The 17,380-nt window shown below is 36.1% G+C and carries 19 protein-coding genes and 2 pseudogenes; 17 read left to right on the top strand and 4 right to left on the bottom strand.

Annotated elements, in window-relative coordinates:
• The first annotated feature begins 61 nt into the window (after positions 1-61).
• Positions 62-1,261 (top strand): class I SAM-dependent rRNA methyltransferase, encoded by a 1,200-nt coding sequence (locus PSR14_RS24405; protein ID WP_001255958.1) that lies wholly within the window; start codon positions 62-64, stop codon positions 1,259-1,261.
• A gap of 39 nt (positions 1,262-1,300) precedes the next feature.
• On the opposite strand, the gene PSR14_RS24400 is transcribed toward PSR14_RS24405, so the two are convergent.
• Together PSR14_RS24400 and PSR14_RS24395 are read right to left on the bottom strand one after the other, a co-directional pair.
• Complete coding sequence (locus PSR14_RS24400; RefSeq protein ID WP_001014310.1) at positions 1,301-1,495, bottom strand: YwbE family protein; 195 nt, start codon at positions 1,493-1,495, stop codon at positions 1,301-1,303.
• Positions 1,496-1,669 (bottom strand): hypothetical protein, encoded by a 174-nt coding sequence (locus tag PSR14_RS24395; protein ID WP_001293578.1) that lies wholly within the window; start codon positions 1,667-1,669, stop codon positions 1,496-1,498.
• A gap of 168 nt (positions 1,670-1,837) precedes the next feature.
• Between PSR14_RS24395 and PSR14_RS24390 the strand changes: the two genes are divergently transcribed.
• From PSR14_RS24390 to PSR14_RS24360, 7 genes are all read left to right on the top strand, one after another.
• Positions 1,838-2,530, top strand: coding sequence for a response regulator transcription factor (locus PSR14_RS24390; protein ID WP_000018056.1), 693 nt, complete (start codon positions 1,838-1,840; stop codon positions 2,528-2,530).
• Position 2,531: 1 nt separating this feature from the next.
• Positions 2,532-3,467, top strand: a complete 936-nt coding sequence (locus PSR14_RS24385) for a HAMP domain-containing histidine kinase (protein WP_000247662.1) — start codon at positions 2,532-2,534, stop codon at positions 3,465-3,467.
• A gap of 125 nt (positions 3,468-3,592) precedes the next feature.
• Positions 3,593-4,516 carry an ABC transporter ATP-binding protein gene (locus PSR14_RS24380; protein WP_000221094.1) on the top strand — a complete coding sequence of 308 codons (924 nt, stop codon included), beginning with the start codon at positions 3,593-3,595 and terminating at the stop codon, positions 4,514-4,516.
• Positions 4,509-4,670: a hypothetical protein gene (locus PSR14_RS24375; RefSeq protein ID WP_000931773.1), complete on the top strand. Its 162-nt coding sequence runs from the start codon at positions 4,509-4,511 to the stop codon at positions 4,668-4,670. Before PSR14_RS24380 ends, PSR14_RS24375 begins: the two co-directional genes overlap by 8 nt.
• Positions 4,671-4,705: 35 nt before the next feature.
• Positions 4,706-5,410 carry an ABC transporter permease gene (locus tag PSR14_RS24370; protein ID WP_000945218.1) on the top strand — a complete coding sequence of 235 codons (705 nt, stop codon included), beginning with the start codon at positions 4,706-4,708 and terminating at the stop codon, positions 5,408-5,410.
• 37 nt (positions 5,411-5,447) lie between these two features.
• Positions 5,448-6,317 carry a DUF4097 family beta strand repeat-containing protein gene (locus tag PSR14_RS24365; protein ID WP_048557705.1) on the top strand — a complete coding sequence of 290 codons (870 nt, stop codon included), beginning with the start codon at positions 5,448-5,450 and terminating at the stop codon, positions 6,315-6,317.
• A gap of 24 nt (positions 6,318-6,341) precedes the next feature.
• On the top strand, positions 6,342-7,037 hold the full coding sequence (locus tag PSR14_RS24360; protein ID WP_000902919.1) for an ABC transporter permease: 696 nt from the start codon (positions 6,342-6,344) through the stop codon (positions 7,035-7,037).
• Between the two features lie 80 nt (positions 7,038-7,117).
• Here PSR14_RS24360 and PSR14_RS24355 read toward each other — a convergent pair whose 3' ends face one another.
• Positions 7,118-7,621, bottom strand: a complete 504-nt coding sequence (locus tag PSR14_RS24355) for a DinB family protein (RefSeq protein WP_000284962.1) — start codon at positions 7,619-7,621, stop codon at positions 7,118-7,120.
• A gap of 168 nt (positions 7,622-7,789) precedes the next feature.
• Here PSR14_RS24355 and PSR14_RS24350 point away from each other — a divergent pair.
• Positions 7,790-8,044: pseudogene (locus PSR14_RS24350) on the top strand (septation ring formation regulator EzrA); the annotation flags it as partial.
• Between the two features lie 136 nt (positions 8,045-8,180).
• On the opposite strand, the pseudogene PSR14_RS24345 reads toward PSR14_RS24350, so the two are convergent.
• Positions 8,181-8,285: pseudogene (locus PSR14_RS24345) on the bottom strand (iron ABC transporter permease); the annotation flags it as partial.
• Positions 8,286-8,498: 213 nt separating this feature from the next.
• On the opposite strand from PSR14_RS24345, the gene PSR14_RS24340 reads away from it, so the two are divergent.
• The 8 genes from PSR14_RS24340 to uvrC all read left to right on the top strand — a co-directional run bounded on the left by PSR14_RS24340 (position 8,499) and on the right by uvrC (position 17,307).
• The gene (locus tag PSR14_RS24340; protein WP_406644072.1) at positions 8,499-9,626 is read left to right on the top strand and encodes a BclA C-terminal domain-containing protein; all 1,128 of its coding nucleotides are present in this window, start codon (positions 8,499-8,501) and stop codon (positions 9,624-9,626) included.
• A 188-nt stretch (positions 9,627-9,814) separates the two neighbouring features.
• Positions 9,815-11,500: a long-chain-fatty-acid--CoA ligase gene (locus PSR14_RS24335; protein WP_000414715.1), complete on the top strand. Its 1,686-nt coding sequence runs from the start codon at positions 9,815-9,817 to the stop codon at positions 11,498-11,500.
• Positions 11,501-11,561: 61 nt separating this feature from the next.
• Positions 11,562-12,194, top strand: coding sequence for a TetR/AcrR family transcriptional regulator (locus PSR14_RS24330; RefSeq protein WP_001998355.1), 633 nt, complete (start codon positions 11,562-11,564; stop codon positions 12,192-12,194).
• An 11-nt stretch (positions 12,195-12,205) separates the two neighbouring features.
• On the top strand, positions 12,206-12,982 hold the full coding sequence (locus PSR14_RS24325) for an enoyl-CoA hydratase (RefSeq protein ID WP_000911295.1): 777 nt from the start codon (positions 12,206-12,208) through the stop codon (positions 12,980-12,982).
• Positions 12,983-13,060: 78 nt separating this feature from the next.
• Positions 13,061-13,834: an electron transfer flavoprotein subunit beta gene (gene etfB / locus PSR14_RS24320; RefSeq protein WP_001029030.1), complete on the top strand. Its 774-nt coding sequence runs from the start codon at positions 13,061-13,063 to the stop codon at positions 13,832-13,834.
• A 36-nt stretch (positions 13,835-13,870) separates the two neighbouring features.
• On the top strand, positions 13,871-14,848 hold the full coding sequence (gene etfA / locus PSR14_RS24315; protein ID WP_000101965.1) for an electron transfer flavoprotein subunit alpha: 978 nt from the start codon (positions 13,871-13,873) through the stop codon (positions 14,846-14,848).
• Positions 14,849-15,059: 211 nt separating this feature from the next.
• Positions 15,060-15,374: a thioredoxin gene (trxA, locus tag PSR14_RS24310; protein WP_001018943.1), complete on the top strand. Its 315-nt coding sequence runs from the start codon at positions 15,060-15,062 to the stop codon at positions 15,372-15,374.
• A 148-nt stretch (positions 15,375-15,522) separates the two neighbouring features.
• A complete protein-coding gene (gene uvrC, locus PSR14_RS24305) occupies positions 15,523-17,307 on the top strand; it encodes an excinuclease ABC subunit C (RefSeq protein WP_046198128.1) in 1,785 nt (594 codons plus the stop codon).
• The last annotated feature ends 73 nt before the right edge of the window (positions 17,308-17,380 follow it).

Here is a 17,380-nt window from a genome sequence, read left to right as displayed (position 1 = left end):
CAGTCTCGTTTTTTAAGTGCTTCCTATAGAGAAAGCATGCAAATGGAAAGGAAGTTTTTATATGCGATCAGAAGTAACTGTAAAAATAAAACCGAAATTTATAAAAGAAATTAAAAGTGGATATCCGCTTATTTTAAAAGATGCGATTCAAAATTTAAATGATGTTCAGGAAGAAGGAACAATCATTAAAGTGGTAGATGAGAAGAACCATTTTGTCGGAAAAGGTTATTATGGAAAACAAAATAAAGGATACGGCTGGATTTTAACGAGAAAAGAGAGTGAACAAATTAATCAATCTTTCTTTGAAAGTAAAATTAAATCTGCCTTACATAAACGAAAGCAATTTTATAAATCAAGTGATACGACAGCATTCCGCGCTCTAAACGGTGAAGGTGATGGGCTTGGAGGCTTAATCATCGATTATTATGACGGCTATTATGTAGTAAGTTGGTATAGCGAAGGGATTTATACTTTCAGAGATGAGATTATAGCAGCTCTTCAAAAAGTAGCAAACTTTAAAGGCATTTATGAGAAGAAGCGTTTTGATACGAAAGGGAAATACATTGAAGGCGATGATTTCGTAGCAGGAGAGCGCGGTGAGTTCCCGCTTATCGTAAAAGAGAATGGTGTGAATTTCGCTGTTTATTTAAATGACGGAGCGATGGTTGGTGTATTTTTAGATCAGCGTAACGTGCGAAAACAAATTCGTGATAAATATGCGAAGGGAAGAACAGTGTTAAATATGTTCTCTTATACAGGTGCCTTCTCTGTATTTGCAGCGCTTGGCGGAGCAAGCAAAACGACGAGTGTCGACCTTGCAAATCGTAGTTTAAGTAAAACGATTGAGCAGTTTAGTGTAAATGAAGTTGATTATGAAGCGCAAGATATCATTGTAGAAGATGTATTTCTTTACTTCAAATATGCAGCGAAGAAAAAAATGAAATTTGATATGGTCGTACTTGACCCTCCAAGCTTTGCGCGTTCAAAAAAATATACATTTAGTGCAGCGAAAGATTATAAAAACTTATTAAAAGAAACAATTGCCATTACAGAAAATAACGGGATTATCGTTGCTTCAACAAATTGTAGCGCATTCGATATGAAAAAGTTTAAAGGCTTTATCGATACAGCCTTTAAAGAAATGAATGGTAAATATAAAATATTAGAAGAACATTCTTTACCAGAAGATTTCCGTACAATCGATCAATTTAAAGAAGGAGACTATTTAAAAGTAGTTTTCATCGAGAAAATTAAAGGATAATAAAGAAAAAGGAGCTCGAGTTTACTTGAGCTCCTTTTCTTATTGAACGATATTTTGTACTCTACCGACTTGCCCGTCCTGCAATCGCACTTTAATGCCATGCGGATGAGAAGGGGAGTTCGTTAAAATATCTTTTACAATGCCACGTGTTAATTTGCCAGTTCGTTGATCTTGTTTTAATACAATATCAACTTCAAGGCCGGGTGCGATATTAGAACGTTTTTGTCCGTTCATTTATACACCTGTACGTCTACGTTGGTTGTTTGTCTTTTTCGTTTGTTGGTTTTGTAACTTTTTTGTTTCTTGGCTTTGGTTTTTGGCATTTTGACCATTACCGTTACCTTGCTTTTTCTTTGCAAGTTGTTCGCGCATTAAATCAGCTAAGCTTACTTTTTTGTTTTCTGACATGATAAGTCTCCTTTATATAAAGTTAATTATGAACAATCGTAGTGAATTTCATCATATCATTGTTAAGGAAGGAAGGGAAGTTGGTTTGAAAATTCATATATTTGTTTCAAGTCTGTAGTAGTTACGATACAATTGAATTGTTAACGTTTGTAAAAAGGGGATAGACATATGTCACATCATATATTATTAGTTGAAGATGATCTCTCAATTCAAGAGATGGTGGAAAAGTATTTAATAAAAGAGGGCTTTCAAGTTACAATCGCGTCTGATGGAGAAGAGGGCGTGAACACATATTTAAAAGGTTCATTTGATTTGATTATCCTAGACATTATGATGCCAAAGTTAGATGGCTTAGAGGTTGTACGCATCATTCGAGAAAAAAGTGCCGTTCCGATTTTAATGATGTCGGCAAAAGATACAGATGTTGATAAAGCTGTCGGATTAGGACTTGGAGCAGATGATTACATTTGTAAGCCATTTTCTATGATTGAATTAGCCGCGCGTGTAAAAGCAGGAATTCGGAGATCTACGAAATATTCAGCTACAGAAACAACAGAAAAGATGATTCAAATTGGTGATTTAACGATTGATCCAATTAATTTTACTGTGGAAAAAAACGGGAAGCCTCTCAAACTTACTTTAAAAGAATTTGAGATTTTAAAACTGTTTGTAAAGAATCAAAATCGTGTATTTACGAAAGCACAAATATATACGCTAATTTGGAACGAAGAGTATTACGGTGACGATAACGTTATTAATGTTCATATGAGAAGATTGCGTGAGAAAATCGAAAGTGATCCATCTAATCCAGAATACATTAAAACGTTATGGGGTATCGGTTATAAGTTGGAAGTGATGTAATATGGTCAATTTGTTAATAGGTATTATTTTTATATTGTTATGTGTCATTTATATACAATATAAAATGAGGAAAAATAGTAGCAAAAATTTGCGATACACATATGAAAAGTTAGAAAGTATTGTTAATGAAAAAACAGGTGAGAAGTTACTTGTTATGACAGATGATCTAGAATTGCAAAAATTGTTAGTGGCAATTAATCAATTGTTAGATGCAAAACAGAAAACAAATGCAGATCATGCGAAAGTAGAAATTTCGATGAGAAAAATGCTTTCAAATATTTCACATGATTTGAAGACGCCACTAACAGTTATTCTTGGATATACAGAAATGTTAAATAAGGATAAAACGATAAATGAAGAAGAACAACAAATATTACTTGAGAAAGTGCATACGAAAACACTAGAAGTGATGGAACTAATTCATAAGTTTTTTGATTTAGCAAAATTAGAATCTGGTGACAAAGCAATCGAGATGACAAAAGTGAATATGAATGAAGTTTGTCGTGAGAAGATTTTATCTTTTTATGATTTAGTGACGTCGAAAGGTTTTCATGTTCATATTGATATACCAGAAAGAAATATATATGCACTTGGAAATGTAGAAGTATTAGGTAGGGTATTGAACAATTTTATATCAAATGCGATTACATATGGAGACGATGGAAAGACACTTGGTATGACGTTAAGAGATGATGAAACGAATGTGTATATAGACGTATGGGATACAGGAAAAGGAATTGATGAATCGCATATTGATAAAGTGTTTGAGCGTATGTACACACTTGAAGATTCAAGAAATAGATTGTACCAAGGTAGCGGTTTAGGGTTAACGATTACGAAAAGGCTTGTGGAAGCGATGGATGGAAAAATTCATCTTTCTAGTAAGCCGTATGAAAAAACAATTTTTACAGTTGCATTAAAGAAGATGCAGTTTTAGCTTGTAGAGAAGTAGATTCTACAAGCTTTTTTGCAGCGTAAGGAATTTGTAAGAAACGGGTAAGAAAAAAGAGATTTCCGTTGTCTATTATAGAAATATAAAGTAGTGCGAAAGGGGAAAGTGATATGACCTATATATTAAAAACGAATCAGTTAACGAAAGTGTTTAAAGGAAAAGAAGTTATTTCTAGCGTTAACATGCATGTGAAAAAAGGAGAGATATACGGTTTCTTAGGACCGAATGGTGCTGGTAAAACAACGATTATGAAAATGATTACAAATTTAATAAAACCGACGAGCGGTGAGATTGAAATTTTCGGTGAGAAGTTAACAGATACATCTTATGAAGTATTAAAGAGAATGGGGACGATTATTGAATATCCAATCTTTTATGATAAATTAACGGCGAAAGAAAACTTAGAATTACATTGTGAATATATGGGCTATTACGATAAAAATGAAATTGACCATGCTTTACATTTAGTGAAGCTGCAAGGTATAGATAATAAAAAAGTAAAAGATTTTTCATTAGGAATGAAACAACGACTCGGTATTGCAAGGGCAATCGTAACAAAGCCAGAATTACTCATTTTAGATGAACCCATTAACGGTTTAGATCCAATTGGTATTAAAGAGTTACGAGACTTATTTAAAATGCTTTGCAAAGAATATGGTATTACATTATTAGTCTCTAGTCATATTTTAGGTGAGATGGAGCTAATGGCGGATACAATTGGTGTAATTCAAAATGGAAAACTAATAAAAGAAGTTTCAATGAAGAGTATTAACGGAAAACAAACAGAGTACATTGAAATCACTGTTCCTGATGTGAAGCGTGCAGCTTATATTTTAGAAGATAAACTTGGCATAAAAAATTATAAAATAATGAGTGGAAATATGATTCGTGTGTATGATACAGAAGTGTCTCAGCAAGCCATTTCAAAAGCGCTTATTATGAACGATGTGGAAATTGAAAGTATTAATAAGAAACATAGTTCCTTAGAGGAATATTTCTTAAATGTAATGGATGGAGAGGGCATTCATGCTTAATGGATTGTTAGTGAATCTAGTAAGTGGATTGGTCGTAATGTTCATAAGCGGGATTTTATATTATAGGAAACCAGAGCGGAAATGGTTGTTAATTCTACTAATGATAGGAATGTTAAGCGTAGTTACTGCTGGAATTAGAATGTTAGCAGCATAAAGACAGTTATATAAAGAATGGAGGATTGGTTTTGTATGCTTAGATTAATGAAGCTCGAATGGAAGAAACATCAATTATCTAGTTACTTTAAAAGTGTAGCAATTTGTATTATAGCAATTTTCGCTGTAGTAAGCCTTATGGCAGTGGGAATGAAAGCCGAGGAAGACGTGCTCTTCTCTGACTTCACACAGAACATGGCTTTAATAAATATTTTTATTAGGGTAACATTCATTATTTTTAGTTCGGTCATTTTATCACGTTTAGTAATTGATGAGTATAAGAACAAAACGATACAACTATCATTTATGTATCCGCTGCAAAGGAAAATGCTAATGAGTGCGAAACTAACAATTGTTTTCTGTTTTTGTTTTGTGAGCACGATTATCGCGACTTTCATTATTAGCTTGCTCGTATATTTTGTGAGTCCAATGATGGGACTGATTGAAACACCTGCTACGATAGGCGAAATAATAGCTATCGTTCCAGGTACTATTATAAGTGCATTTATGATATCTGGTATAAGTTTAATTCCTTTATTTTTTGGAATGAGAAAGAAATCGACACCGACAACGATTACTTCGGCAGTAATAATTGGTATGCTGATTAGTGGTAACGTTGGTGCTGGAAACGGTCAAGTAAGTATGTTTGATTTTATAGCTATCCCAATCGTGCTCTGTTTATTAGGAATTTTCATTAGTTATCTATCATTTCGTAAAATCGACAAGATCGATGTGGCGTGAAGTAAGCTTAAAACAAAAACGAACTGGGGTATGAATAATGAAAAAAATAATAGTAATTGCAATATTATTCATTACAATTGCTAGTGTGGTTTTTGGTTTTAAGGTATTTCAGGGGAAAGATTTTAAGAAAGAAAAGTCTTTTGATATAAATAATATAAAAGAAATAGAAGTAGACAATGAAAATTGGAATATTGAATTTAAAAGTACAGACGCTAATAAAATAGTAATTTCCGCTCAAGGTCAACAAACAGATAAAGAGATAGATCCCGTCAAAATAGAAAATGATGAAAATAAAATTGTGATTAAGCAAAAACAAAAGGCGACCAGATTTTTTTATGGTTTTACGTTTAGGAAGAAAAATAGTATATCTATAGCTATTCCGAAGAAAGAAATAGATAAAATTATATTAAATAATAAATCGGGTGATGTGAAAATAAACGATATAGTAGTAAAAAGCATCGTGACAAAAGGCAAATCTGGAGATGGAATGATTACAGGACTATCGGCAGAGAAGGGTGAATTCACATCCGAAAGTGGAGATTTAATGTTAAAAGATAGTTTATTACAAGATGTAAATATAACTTCCACTACTGGCGATAATTATGTGAAAAATGTAAAAAACGAAAATATGAACATCACTTCAACATCTGGGGAAGTATTACTGAAAGATATGACAGAAGGAAAATCATTATTTATAGAAACAAAATCAGGGGATATTGGCGTACGGTATAAAGGTGTCCCGGCATCATTGAAGCTTATGGCCAAAAGTAATTCGGCTGACGTAATAGTGGATTTAAAAGGACTTAAGAAAGATAAAAATACAGAAAAAATAAAAGTAGGAACGATTGGTGATGCGAAAAATGAAGCGAAGATTTTAAGTGAAACAGGAGTCATTTATATTGATTAAGTCTTAGGAGGAAGGAGGACTATCATGCTACATTTAATGAAGCTAGAATTGAAAAAGTTTAAGCTTGGTTGGTACGTGAAGAGGGCAATTATTGCAAATATTGTTATACTGGCATTAATGATCTTTGTGAGCATCATCGCTCAAGTAGAAGGGGATGCAGAAATAAGGAATCCAGAGACGATATTGTTAATGGCTAGCACAATAGTAAGAGCAACATTTATTATTTTTGGTAGTGTCTTAATCGCAAGGTTAATAATTGGCGAATATAAAAATAAAACAATACTACTTATGTTTTCTTATCCTATTAACCGAAAGAAAATGATGGCTAGTAAGTTGGCTATTACAGCGATAGTCACATTTATAACAGTTATTGTATCTAACATTTTAGTAGTAGGAATTTTCTTTGGGATAGATAGCTATTTTTCAATTCTTCCTAATTCATTCACAGTAGATCAATTGGTGCAAGAAGGAATAAAACTGGTTCCTTTAGCCATTGCAACTGCGGGAATGAGTTTAATCCCTCTATATTTCGGAATGCGTAAACGTTCAGTGCCAACTACAATTGTTTCATCTCTTATCGTTGTCTCAATTGCAATGAATAGCAACCCAGAGTTTCCCACAGCAACTTTTCTTCCCCTTCAACTAGCATTGGCAGCAATTGGAGTTGCCATTGCATATTACGGAATTAAAAATATAGAGAAGGAAGATATAACTGTATGATAAGAATACGTAAAATAGTTTCACATGAAACAAGTTACAGAAAAAGACAAGATGTGTAAACACCTTGTCTTTTTCTGCTGTTACATTTTAGGAGCTTCCATTCCAGCGGCAGCCCATTCTTCTTTTGCAGGGCCATATACGCCAGGGACTGTTAAGCCAGCTTGCCTCATTAATACCGTCATTTGTCCGCGGTGGTGATTTTGATGATTAATAAGTGTCATTAAAAATATAGAATTTGGCATAGGACGACCAAAGAAGTCATTAATAGTTGCTAAATCTTTATCAGCCCATTTACTTTGAAGTGCTTCAACAAAAGCTGTATTCACTTTACGATATCCATCTGCAATTGTTTTTGCTGAAGTTGGAACAGGATAATCTTTCGTTTCTCCTTCAAACTTAAGCCCAGTACCAGATAGTATAACAGGAATTGCCGTCACGATATGCCAAGCAACTCTGCCTAACGTCCAATGCTCAGGTGCAATTTCTTGTGATAAAGATGCATCGGTTAATGAATCAAGCATTTTCTGAGTAGACGCAGCCTCGTATGTCCATGATTGCAAGAAGCCTTCAATTGTTTGGTACATTATTGTTATCCCCCCTATTTATGTTCATACATTAAATTCGAGAGAAGTGATGCATTCCCTTTTAATAGAAAAGCTTTCGTTAAATATTGCTACATTATAAAAATAATTAGAAAATATTTATAAAAGTGTCAGAAAAACGATCTTTTTATTCGTATATGTAATGAATAGAGAAATGGAAGTGAATTTCTGTATATAAAGTATAAAAATGATAAGGAATACGTATTGTTAGGGAATGCTGATGATTACAGAGGGCTATTTCAAATAATAGGTGGATTGAAAGTAGCGAACGGAATAGAACTAAAATTACAAGATAAGGAATTAAAGAGAAAGTTAACTTTAAAACGAAGTGTGTTCAATATAATCATGTATTCACTTGTTATATATTTTATGTACAAAGCTTATATTAATTTTATCCCGCATTAACGGGCAGTAAAACTCCCGTCTCAAAACTCGGCTAGATTGAAGAATTTAGATGGAAGTCAGGTTGCCTGTAAAAGTCTAATTATAGTTTCACTCTATGCCATAATAGAAAAACCAGCTTCATATATGAAGCTGGTTTTTAATTAACCTTCTTTTCACTCTTCCTCATCAAACATGAGAAATAAGGTGCTCCAATTACAGCAACGACAAGGCTGGAAGGGATTTCTTTCGGATATGCAATCGTCCCAATACAAAGTGAAATGTGTATAGTTAATAATCTGTGGAGATGAGGCGAAAGTACAAGCAAAAGGAGAGCAAATTGCATGTAATAATTACTAGAATCTATGGAATGTATCTGTGTTTATCCTATTAAGTAAATTATTTCTTTGTTAGTTAGATAGGTGTTTTTTAACTAGATGATTTTACTTAAAAGATCGAAGTAAAGGAAGTGATCAACATGTCTTCATGGAGAAATAATATAAATGGATATTGTAGTTGTAATAATCAAAATGGTGTACATGTTGATTCGTGTTGTTTTAGTTGCGATGGGACAGTGCCTAAGCTAGGCCCAACCGGTCCGACGGGAGCAACAGGTCCAACGGGAGCAACGGGAGCAACGGGAGCGACAGGAATAACAGGAGCAACAGGAATAACAGGAGCAACAGGAATAACAGGAGCAACAGGAGCAACGGGAGCGACAGGAATAACAGGAGCAACGGGAGCGACAGGAATAACAGGAGCAACGGGAGCGACAGGAATAACAGGAGCAACAGGAATAACAGGAGCAACAGGAATAACAGGAGCAACGGGAGCAACAGGAGCGACAGGAATAACAGGAGCAACAGGAATAACAGGAGCAACGGGAGCAACGGGAGCGACAGGAATAACAGGAGCAACAGGAATAACAGGAGCAACGGGAGCAACGGGAGCGACAGGAATAACAGGAGCAACAGGAATAACAGGAGCAACGGGAGCGACAGGAATAACGGGAGCAACGGGAGCAACGGGAGCAACGGGAGCAACGGGAGCAACGGGAGCAACAGGAATAACAGGAGCAACGGGAGCGACAGGAATAACGGGAGCGACAGGAGCAACGGGCCCAACCGGAGTGACAGGAATAACGGGAGCAACAGGTCCAACAGGCTCAACGGGGGCAACCGGAGCTACAGGTACAAGTATCACGGCGACGTATGCATTTGCAAATAATACGTCGGGAACAGCGATATCGGTACTTCTTGGTGGAACGAATGTCCCGCTTCCGAATAATCAAAACATCGGTCCAGGAATTACTGTTTCTGGTGGAAATACAGTATTTACGGTTGCAAATGCTGGGAATTATTATATTTCATATACAATTAATATAACGGCTTCGTTATTAGTCAGTTTACGGATTACAATTAATGGAGCACCACTTGCTGGGACGATCAATTCTCCTGCGTTAGCAACTACATCATTTAGCGCAACAATTATTACAACTCTTGCAGCAGGAGATGCTATTAGTTTGCAACTATTTGGTTTGTTAGCTGTTGCAACATTATCAACAACTACACCAGGAGCTGTGTTAACGATAATAAGATTAAGCTAAATAATAACTCTCTTATTTTTTTATAGATTAGGAGAGTTTGTACATATAATAAGAAGTTAATGGAGTGAAGCATAGTTATATAAAAGTCAGAATATTATGATTGTAACGTTATGGTGACTATAATATAATGAAAACAACCTCATGAATGAACATTCATTTATTTTTATGTATTTGAAGGGGGAATGAAGGTGGAAAAACCATGGTTGAAAAATTATCCAGAGGAAATTCCAAGTACAATTTCTTATGATATTCAGCCGCTTCATAAATATGTAGAACAGATGGCTTCTCGCTACCCAGAAAAGAAAGCGCTTCACTTTTTAGGGAAGGATATTACATTTTCAGACTTTCATGATAAGGTGAAGAGATTTGCAAATTATCTTCAAAAGCTCGGTGTGGAAAAGGGTGATCGAGTTGCCATTATGTTGCCGAATTGTCCGCAAGCTGTAATCGGTTATTACGGTACATTACTTGCGGGAGGTATCGTAGTCCAAACAAATCCATTATATACAGAAAGAGAATTAGAATATCAACTTCATGACTCGGGAGCAAAAGTCATTCTTTGCCTCGATTTAGTGTTCCCAAGAGTAACGAATGTTCAATCTGCTACAAAAATTGAGCATATTATCGTAACTCGTATTGCGGACTTTTTGCCCTTCCCTAAAAATCTATTGTATCCATTTGTGCAGAAAAAACAGTCAAATTTAGTTGTGAAAGTATCAGAGAGTGAAACGATTCACCTTTGGAACTCAGTAGAAAAAGAAGTGAATACGGATGTTGAGGTGCCTTGTGATCCTGAAAATGATTTAGCTCTTTTACAGTACACAGGAGGAACAACTGGATTTCCGAAAGGCGTTATGTTAACGCATAAAAACCTCGTTTCTAACACTTTGATGGGAGTTCAATGGTTATATAATTGCAAAGAAGGAGAAGAAGTCGTTCTTGGGGTTCTTCCATTTTTCCACGTGTATGGCATGACGGCTGTCATGAATTTAAGTATTATGCAAGGATACAAAATGGTTCTTATTCCAAAATTTGATATGAAAATGGTTTTTGAAGCGATTAAGAAGCATAAAGTGACATTGTTTCCAGGAGCACCAACTATTTATATCGCTCTTTTAAATAGCCCGCTTTTAAAAGAATACGATATTTCGTCTATTCGTGCTTGTATTAGTGGATCAGCACCACTACCAGTAGAAGTACAGGAAAAGTTCGAAACAGTTACAGGGGGTAAACTCGTAGAGGGATATGGTTTAACAGAATCATCTCCAGTTACACATAGTAATTTTTTATGGGAAAAGCGAGTGCCAGGTAGCATTGGAGTTCCGTGGCCAGATACAGAAGCAATGATTATGTCGCTTGAAACTGGTGAGGCATTACCACCGGGAGAAATCGGTGAAATTGTAGTAAAAGGTCCTCAAATTATGAAAGGATATTGGAATAAGCCAGAAGAAACAGCAGCTGTACTGCAAGATGGATGGCTCCATACAGGGGACGTTGGCTACATGGATGAAGATGGCTTTTTCTATGTGAAAGATCGTAAGAAAGATATGATTGTTGCGAGTGGATTTAATGTGTATCCTCGTGAAGTAGAAGAAGTATTATATGAGCATGAAAAAGTGCAAGAAGTAGTGACGATTGGAGTTCCCGATCCGTATAGGGGAGAGACAGTTAAAGCGTTTGTTGTGTTAAAAGAAGGTACAGAGTGTTCTGAGGAAGAATTAAATCAGTTTGCTCGTAAATATTTAGCGGCCTATAAAGTTCCGAAAGTATATGAGTTTAGAGATGAACTGCCGAAAACGACAGTTGGGAAAATTTTGCGCCGTGTCCTAATTGAGGAAGAGAAAAGAAAGAATGAGGATGAGCAAACGGGCTAAGGCCCTTTCTTTTTGAAAAAATGGGATTGACACTTTTCTAAATAGTCAGTATTATAAGAATATGAATGACTATTCATTCAGTCATCTTCTTGAAGGGGACAGTAAAGTGAAGAAAAATAGACCGAAATACAATCAAATTATTGATGCGGCAGTCATTGTGATTGCGGAGAATGGGTACCACCAAGCGCAAGTTTCTAAAATAGCAAAGCAAGCTGGGGTAGCTGATGGCACGATTTATTTATATTTTAAAAATAAAGAAGATATATTAATATCCTTATTCCAAGAGAAGATGGGAGAATTTGTCGAAACAATTCGTCAAAAAACAGCAGGAATTGAAAGCGCTGTATCGAAGTTATTCATGTTGGTAGAAACGCACTTCTTGCTGTTGTCGCAAAATGATCCTCTTGCTATCGTTACGCAATTAGAGCTAAGACAGTCCAATCAAGACTTACGCCTGAAAATAAATGAAGTATTAAAAGGCTACTTACAAGTTATTGATGAGATTTTAGAGACTGGTATAAAGCAAGGTGAATTCCAAGCGGATTTAAATGTTCGCGTGGCAAGACAAATGATCTTTGGAACAGTAGATGAAGTTGTGACCAATTGGGTAATGAGCGATCATAAGTATGATCTGGTCGCACTTTCAAAAACGGTACATGGGCTACTTATTGCAGCTTGTGGTTATCGTCAATAATGGGAGGGATCATGTTGAAATTCCTATCTGTAAGAGTTGAAGATCATATCGCGGTGGCTACGTTAAATCATGCGCCAGCTAACGCGATGTCTTCACAAGTTATGCATGACGTTACTGAATTAATTGATCAAGTGGAGAAGGATGATAACATTCGTGTTGTTGTTATTCACGGTGAAGGGCGCTTCTTCTCGGCGGGAGCAGATATTAAAGAATTTACATCTGTTACTGAAGCGAAGCAAGCGACTGAATTAGCGCAGCTTGGACAAGTTACGTTTGAGCGCGTTGAAAAATGTTCAAAACCAGTTATCGCGGCAATTCATGGAGCGGCACTTGGCGGCGGCCTTGAGTTTGCTATGTCTTGCCACATGCGCTTTGCAACTGAAAGTGCAAAACTTGGTTTACCTGAATTAACACTTGGATTAATTCCTGGATTTGCAGGTACACAGCGATTACCACGTTATGTTGGGAAAGCGAAAGCTTGTGAAATGATGTTAACAAGTACACCGATTACTGGTGCAGAAGCATTAAAATGGGGACTAGTTAACGGAGTTTTTGCTGAAGAAACATTTTTAGATGATACGCTTAAAGTTGCAAAACAGATTGCTGGAAAAAGCCCAGCGACGACTCGTGCTGTACTAGAGTTATTGCAAACGACGAAATCGTCTCATTATTATGAAGGTGTACAACGCGAAGCTCAAATCTTTGGTGAAGTATTTACGAGTGAAGATGGAAGAGAAGGTGTAGCGGCGTTTTTAGAAAAACGTAAGCCTTCATTTAGCGGCAGGTAGTTCAATTATTTTTTTAATATAAATTAACAGAAAATTAAAATTGATAGAATCTTTCTGAAAAACAAGGGGGTAAATGGAATGAACATCTACGTACTCATGAAACGAACATTTGATACAGAAGAAAAAATCGTAATTAAAAACGGTGCAATTTACGATGGCGAAGCGGAATTCATCATCAACCCTTACGATGAATATGCAATTGAAGAAGCAATTCAAGTAAGAGACGCACAAGGTGGAGAAGTTACTGTCGTAACAGTTGGTGGCGAAGATAGTGAGAAAGAACTTCGTACGGCGTTAGCGATGGGCTGCGATAAAGCGGTATTAATTAATATTGAAGATGATGTAGAAAATGGTGACCAGTTCACGACAGCAAAAGTGCTTGCTGAATATTTAAAAGATAAAGATGCAGATTTAATTTTAGGCGGAAACGTTGCAATTGATGGTGCATCTGGACAAGTTGGTCCGCGTGTAGCTGAAGCGTTAAATATTCCGTACGTAACGACAATTACAAAACTTGAAATTGACGGTACAAACGTGAAGATTGAGCGCGATGTTGAAGGTGATACAGAAGTGATTGAAACTTCATTACCAGTTTTAGTAACAGCACAGCAAGGTTTAAATGAACCTCGTTATCCATCGCTTCCAGGTATTATGAAAGCGAAGAAAAAGCCACTAGAAGAATTAGAATTAGATGATTTAGATTTAGAAGAAGATGATGTGGAAGCAAAGACAAAAACAATTGAAATCTATTTGCCTCCTAAGAAAGATGCAGGAAAAGTGTTACAAGGCGAGCTGCAAGATCAAGTAAAAGAACTTGTATCGTTGCTCCATACAGAAGCGAAAGTAATCTAATAAAATACGAAATTATATATGCAGGAGGGAAAATCTATGGCTCGTAAAGTATTAGTAATGGGTGAAGTTCGTGATGGATCGCTACGTAACGTTTCGTTTGAAGCGGTAGCAGCAGCAAAAACAATTGCAGAAGGCGGTGAAGTAGTAGGTCTTCTAGTTGGAGACAGCGTTGCTTCTTTTGCAAATGAATTGATTCATTACGGTGCAGATCGCGTTGTGACAGTTGAAAATGATAAATTAAAATCATATACATCTGATGGCTATGCACAAGCATTTTTAGCTGTATATGCTGAAGAAAATCCAGAAGGTATTGTATTTGGACATACAGCACTTGGGAAAGATTTATCACCAAAATTAGCAGCGAAGCTTGAAGCTGGTCTAGTTTCTGACGTAACTGCTTTAGAAGTTGAAGGTGGAAATGTTATCTTTACTCGTCCAATTTACTCTGGTAAAGCGTTTGAGAAGAAGATTGTAACAGACGGCATCTTATTTGCGACAGTGCGTCCAAATAACATCGCAACGCTTGAAAAAGATGAGTCTCGCAGTGGTGACGTGTCTTCTATTACAGTAGATGTGAAAGACTTACGTACAATCATTCAAGATGTCGTCCGTAAGACGGCAGAAGGCGTTGATCTTTCTGAAGCAAAAGTGATTATCGCTGGCGGACGCGGTGTGAAGAGCGAAGAAGGGTTCAAACCATTAAAAGAGTTAGCTGACGTATTAGGCGGCGCTGTTGGAGCATCTCGTGGTGCTTGTGACGCTGAGTATTGCGATTACTCATTACAAATTGGTCAAACTGGTAAAGTTGTTACGCCAGACCTATACATTGCATGCGGTATTTCTGGAGCGATTCAGCATTTAGCTGGTATGTCTAACTCAAAAATAATCGTTGCGATTAATAAAGACCCAGAAGCAAGTATATTCAAAGTAGCTGACTACGGTATTGTTGGCGATCTATTTGAAGTCGTACCTCTTTTAACAGAAGAGTTTAAAAAGTTAAAAGTACATTCATGATTTGAGTACCCTTGAGTTCCAAGTGAAGTACCCCTATATATAGAAAAAGGTGAGAGATCCCCTGTCTCTCATCTTTTTAGTATTTAATCCGTATTTTTATATAGTATAAAGGAACACTTTTTTGTTACAATACATAACGATACATATTATTCGCCACGTATATAAGTTAATGATATACTCTTGGTAGAATATACTTGAAGGAGGAAATAAAATGGCAATTGTAAACGCAAATGACCAAAGCTTCGCAGCAGAAACTAGCGAAGGTGTTGTATTATTAGATTTCTGGGCACCTTGGTGTGGACCTTGTAAAATGATCGCTCCTGTATTAGAGGAAATTGATGCAGAACTAGGCGAAAAAGTAAAAGTAGTAAAAGTAGACGTGGATGAAAACCAAGAAACTGCTCGTCAATTCGAAGTAATGAGCATTCCAGCTCTTTTCGTATTAAAAGACGGTAAAGTAGTTGATCAAGCGTTAGGTTACAAACCGAAAGAAGCGTTAGTAGAATTAGTTTCTAAACACTTCTAAAATAAAAAGGCTACCATTTGGTAGCCTTTTTTATTTTCCTTTTTTACACCTTTCCGTTACAATGAAAGAACGTATGTTGGGTATTTTGGCATAGTATGTTTTCATGTGAAAATAAAAATGCTAAGCATGTAGAAATGGAGGGTAACGAGTGCACGAACATTTAAAAGAGAAGTTGGCTATTTTACCAGATCAACCTGGTTGTTATTTAATGAAAGATAAGCAAGGAACGGTTATATATGTCGGAAAGGCAAAAGTGCTTAAAAATCGTGTGCGCTCGTACTTTACTGGTTCGCATGATGGAAAAACACTTCGGCTAGTAGGAGAAATTGTAGATTTTGAATATATTGTAACCTCCTCAAATCTAGAGGCGCTCATTTTGGAGTTAAACTTAATAAAAAAACATGACCCAAAATATAATATTCAATTAAAAGATGATAAAACATATCCTTTTATTAAAATTACAGCTGAGAAACAACCGCGATTACTTATTACGCGAAATGTAAAAAAAGATAAGGGAAAGTATTTTGGTCCTTATCCGAATGCACAATCAGCTCATGAAACGAAAAAACTGCTAGATCGTATGTACCCGCTTCGTAAGTGCTCAAATATGCCCGATAAAGTTTGTTTATATTATCATATGGGTCAATGTTTAGCACCTTGTGTGAAAGAAGTTACGGAAGAACAAAATAAAGAAATTGTAGATGAAATTATTAAGTTTTTAAATGGTGGACATAAAGAAGTTCGTTCGGAATTAGAAACAAAAATGTATGAAGCTTCAGAGAAACTAGAGTTTGAACGTGCAAAAGAGTTACGTGATCAAATCGCTCATATCGATGCGATTATGGAAAAACAAAAGATGATTATGAGTGATTTAGTGGACCGTGATGTGTTTGGCTATGCAGTTGATAAAGGGTGGATGTGTGTTCAAGTTTTCTTCGTTCGAAAAGGAAAGCTAATCGAACGTGATGTTTCTATGTTTCCAATCTACGATGAACCAGAAGAGGGGTTCTTAACGTTTATCGGTCAATTTTATGAAAACAGCAGTCATTTTAAGCCGAAGGAAATTGTCGTTCCAGGAAGTATAGACTCAGAATTAGTAGAACGCTTTTTAGAAGTGGAAGCGACACAGCCGAAACGCGGTAAGAAAAAAGATCTTGTAGAACTGGCAAATAAAAATGCGAAGATTGCCTTGGAAGAGAAATTCTATTTAATTGAACGTGATGAAGAGCGAACGATTAAAGCGGTAGAGAATTTAGGGAAGCAGCTCGGAATTGAAACGCCTTATCGTATTGAAGCGTTTGATAACTCAAATATTCAAGGGACAAATCCTGTTTCGGCAATGATTGCTTTTATTGATGGGAAACCAGCTAAGAAAGAATACAGGAAATATAAAATTAAAACAGTTCAAGGACCAGATGATTATGAGTCTATGAGAGAAGTTGTGAGACGCCGTTATACAAGGGCGCTGAAAGAGGGGTTACCTTTACCAGATTTAATCATTATTGATGGCGGAAAAGGTCATCTGGCGGCTGCAAGTGATGTTTTAGAAAATGAGCTCGGTTTATATATTCCGATGGCAGGTCTTGTAAAAGATGACAAACATAAAACATCTCATTTAATTATTGGAGATCCACCTGAACCTGTGATGCTTGAGAGAAATAGCCAAGAATTTTATTTATTGCAGCGTGTTCAAGATGAAGTGCATCGATTTGCGATTACATTCCATCGTCAATTACACGGGAAATCTGTCATTCAATCGGCACTCGATGATATTCCTGGAATTGGAGATAAACGAAAAAAGATATTGTTAAAACATTTCGGATCGTTAAAAAAGATGAAAGAGGCTTCTGTAACAGAATTTGTCGAAGCGGGTATGCCGAAAAATGTCGCAGAGACGATTTATAGTTATTTAGCGGATAAGAAGACGTTGTAGTTTACAACGTCTTCTATTTTTTGGTATAATTTCTGAAGATTTAAAATAAATTCAAATGAATGAAAATGCAAAA

Origin of the sequence: Bacillus sp. A01H, assembly GCF_045277205.1 — a bacterium.
Taxonomy (GTDB): domain Bacteria; phylum Bacillota; class Bacilli; order Bacillales; family Bacillaceae_G; genus Bacillus_A; species Bacillus_A paranthracis.
This window is presented reverse-complemented; position numbering and strand designations above follow the sequence as displayed.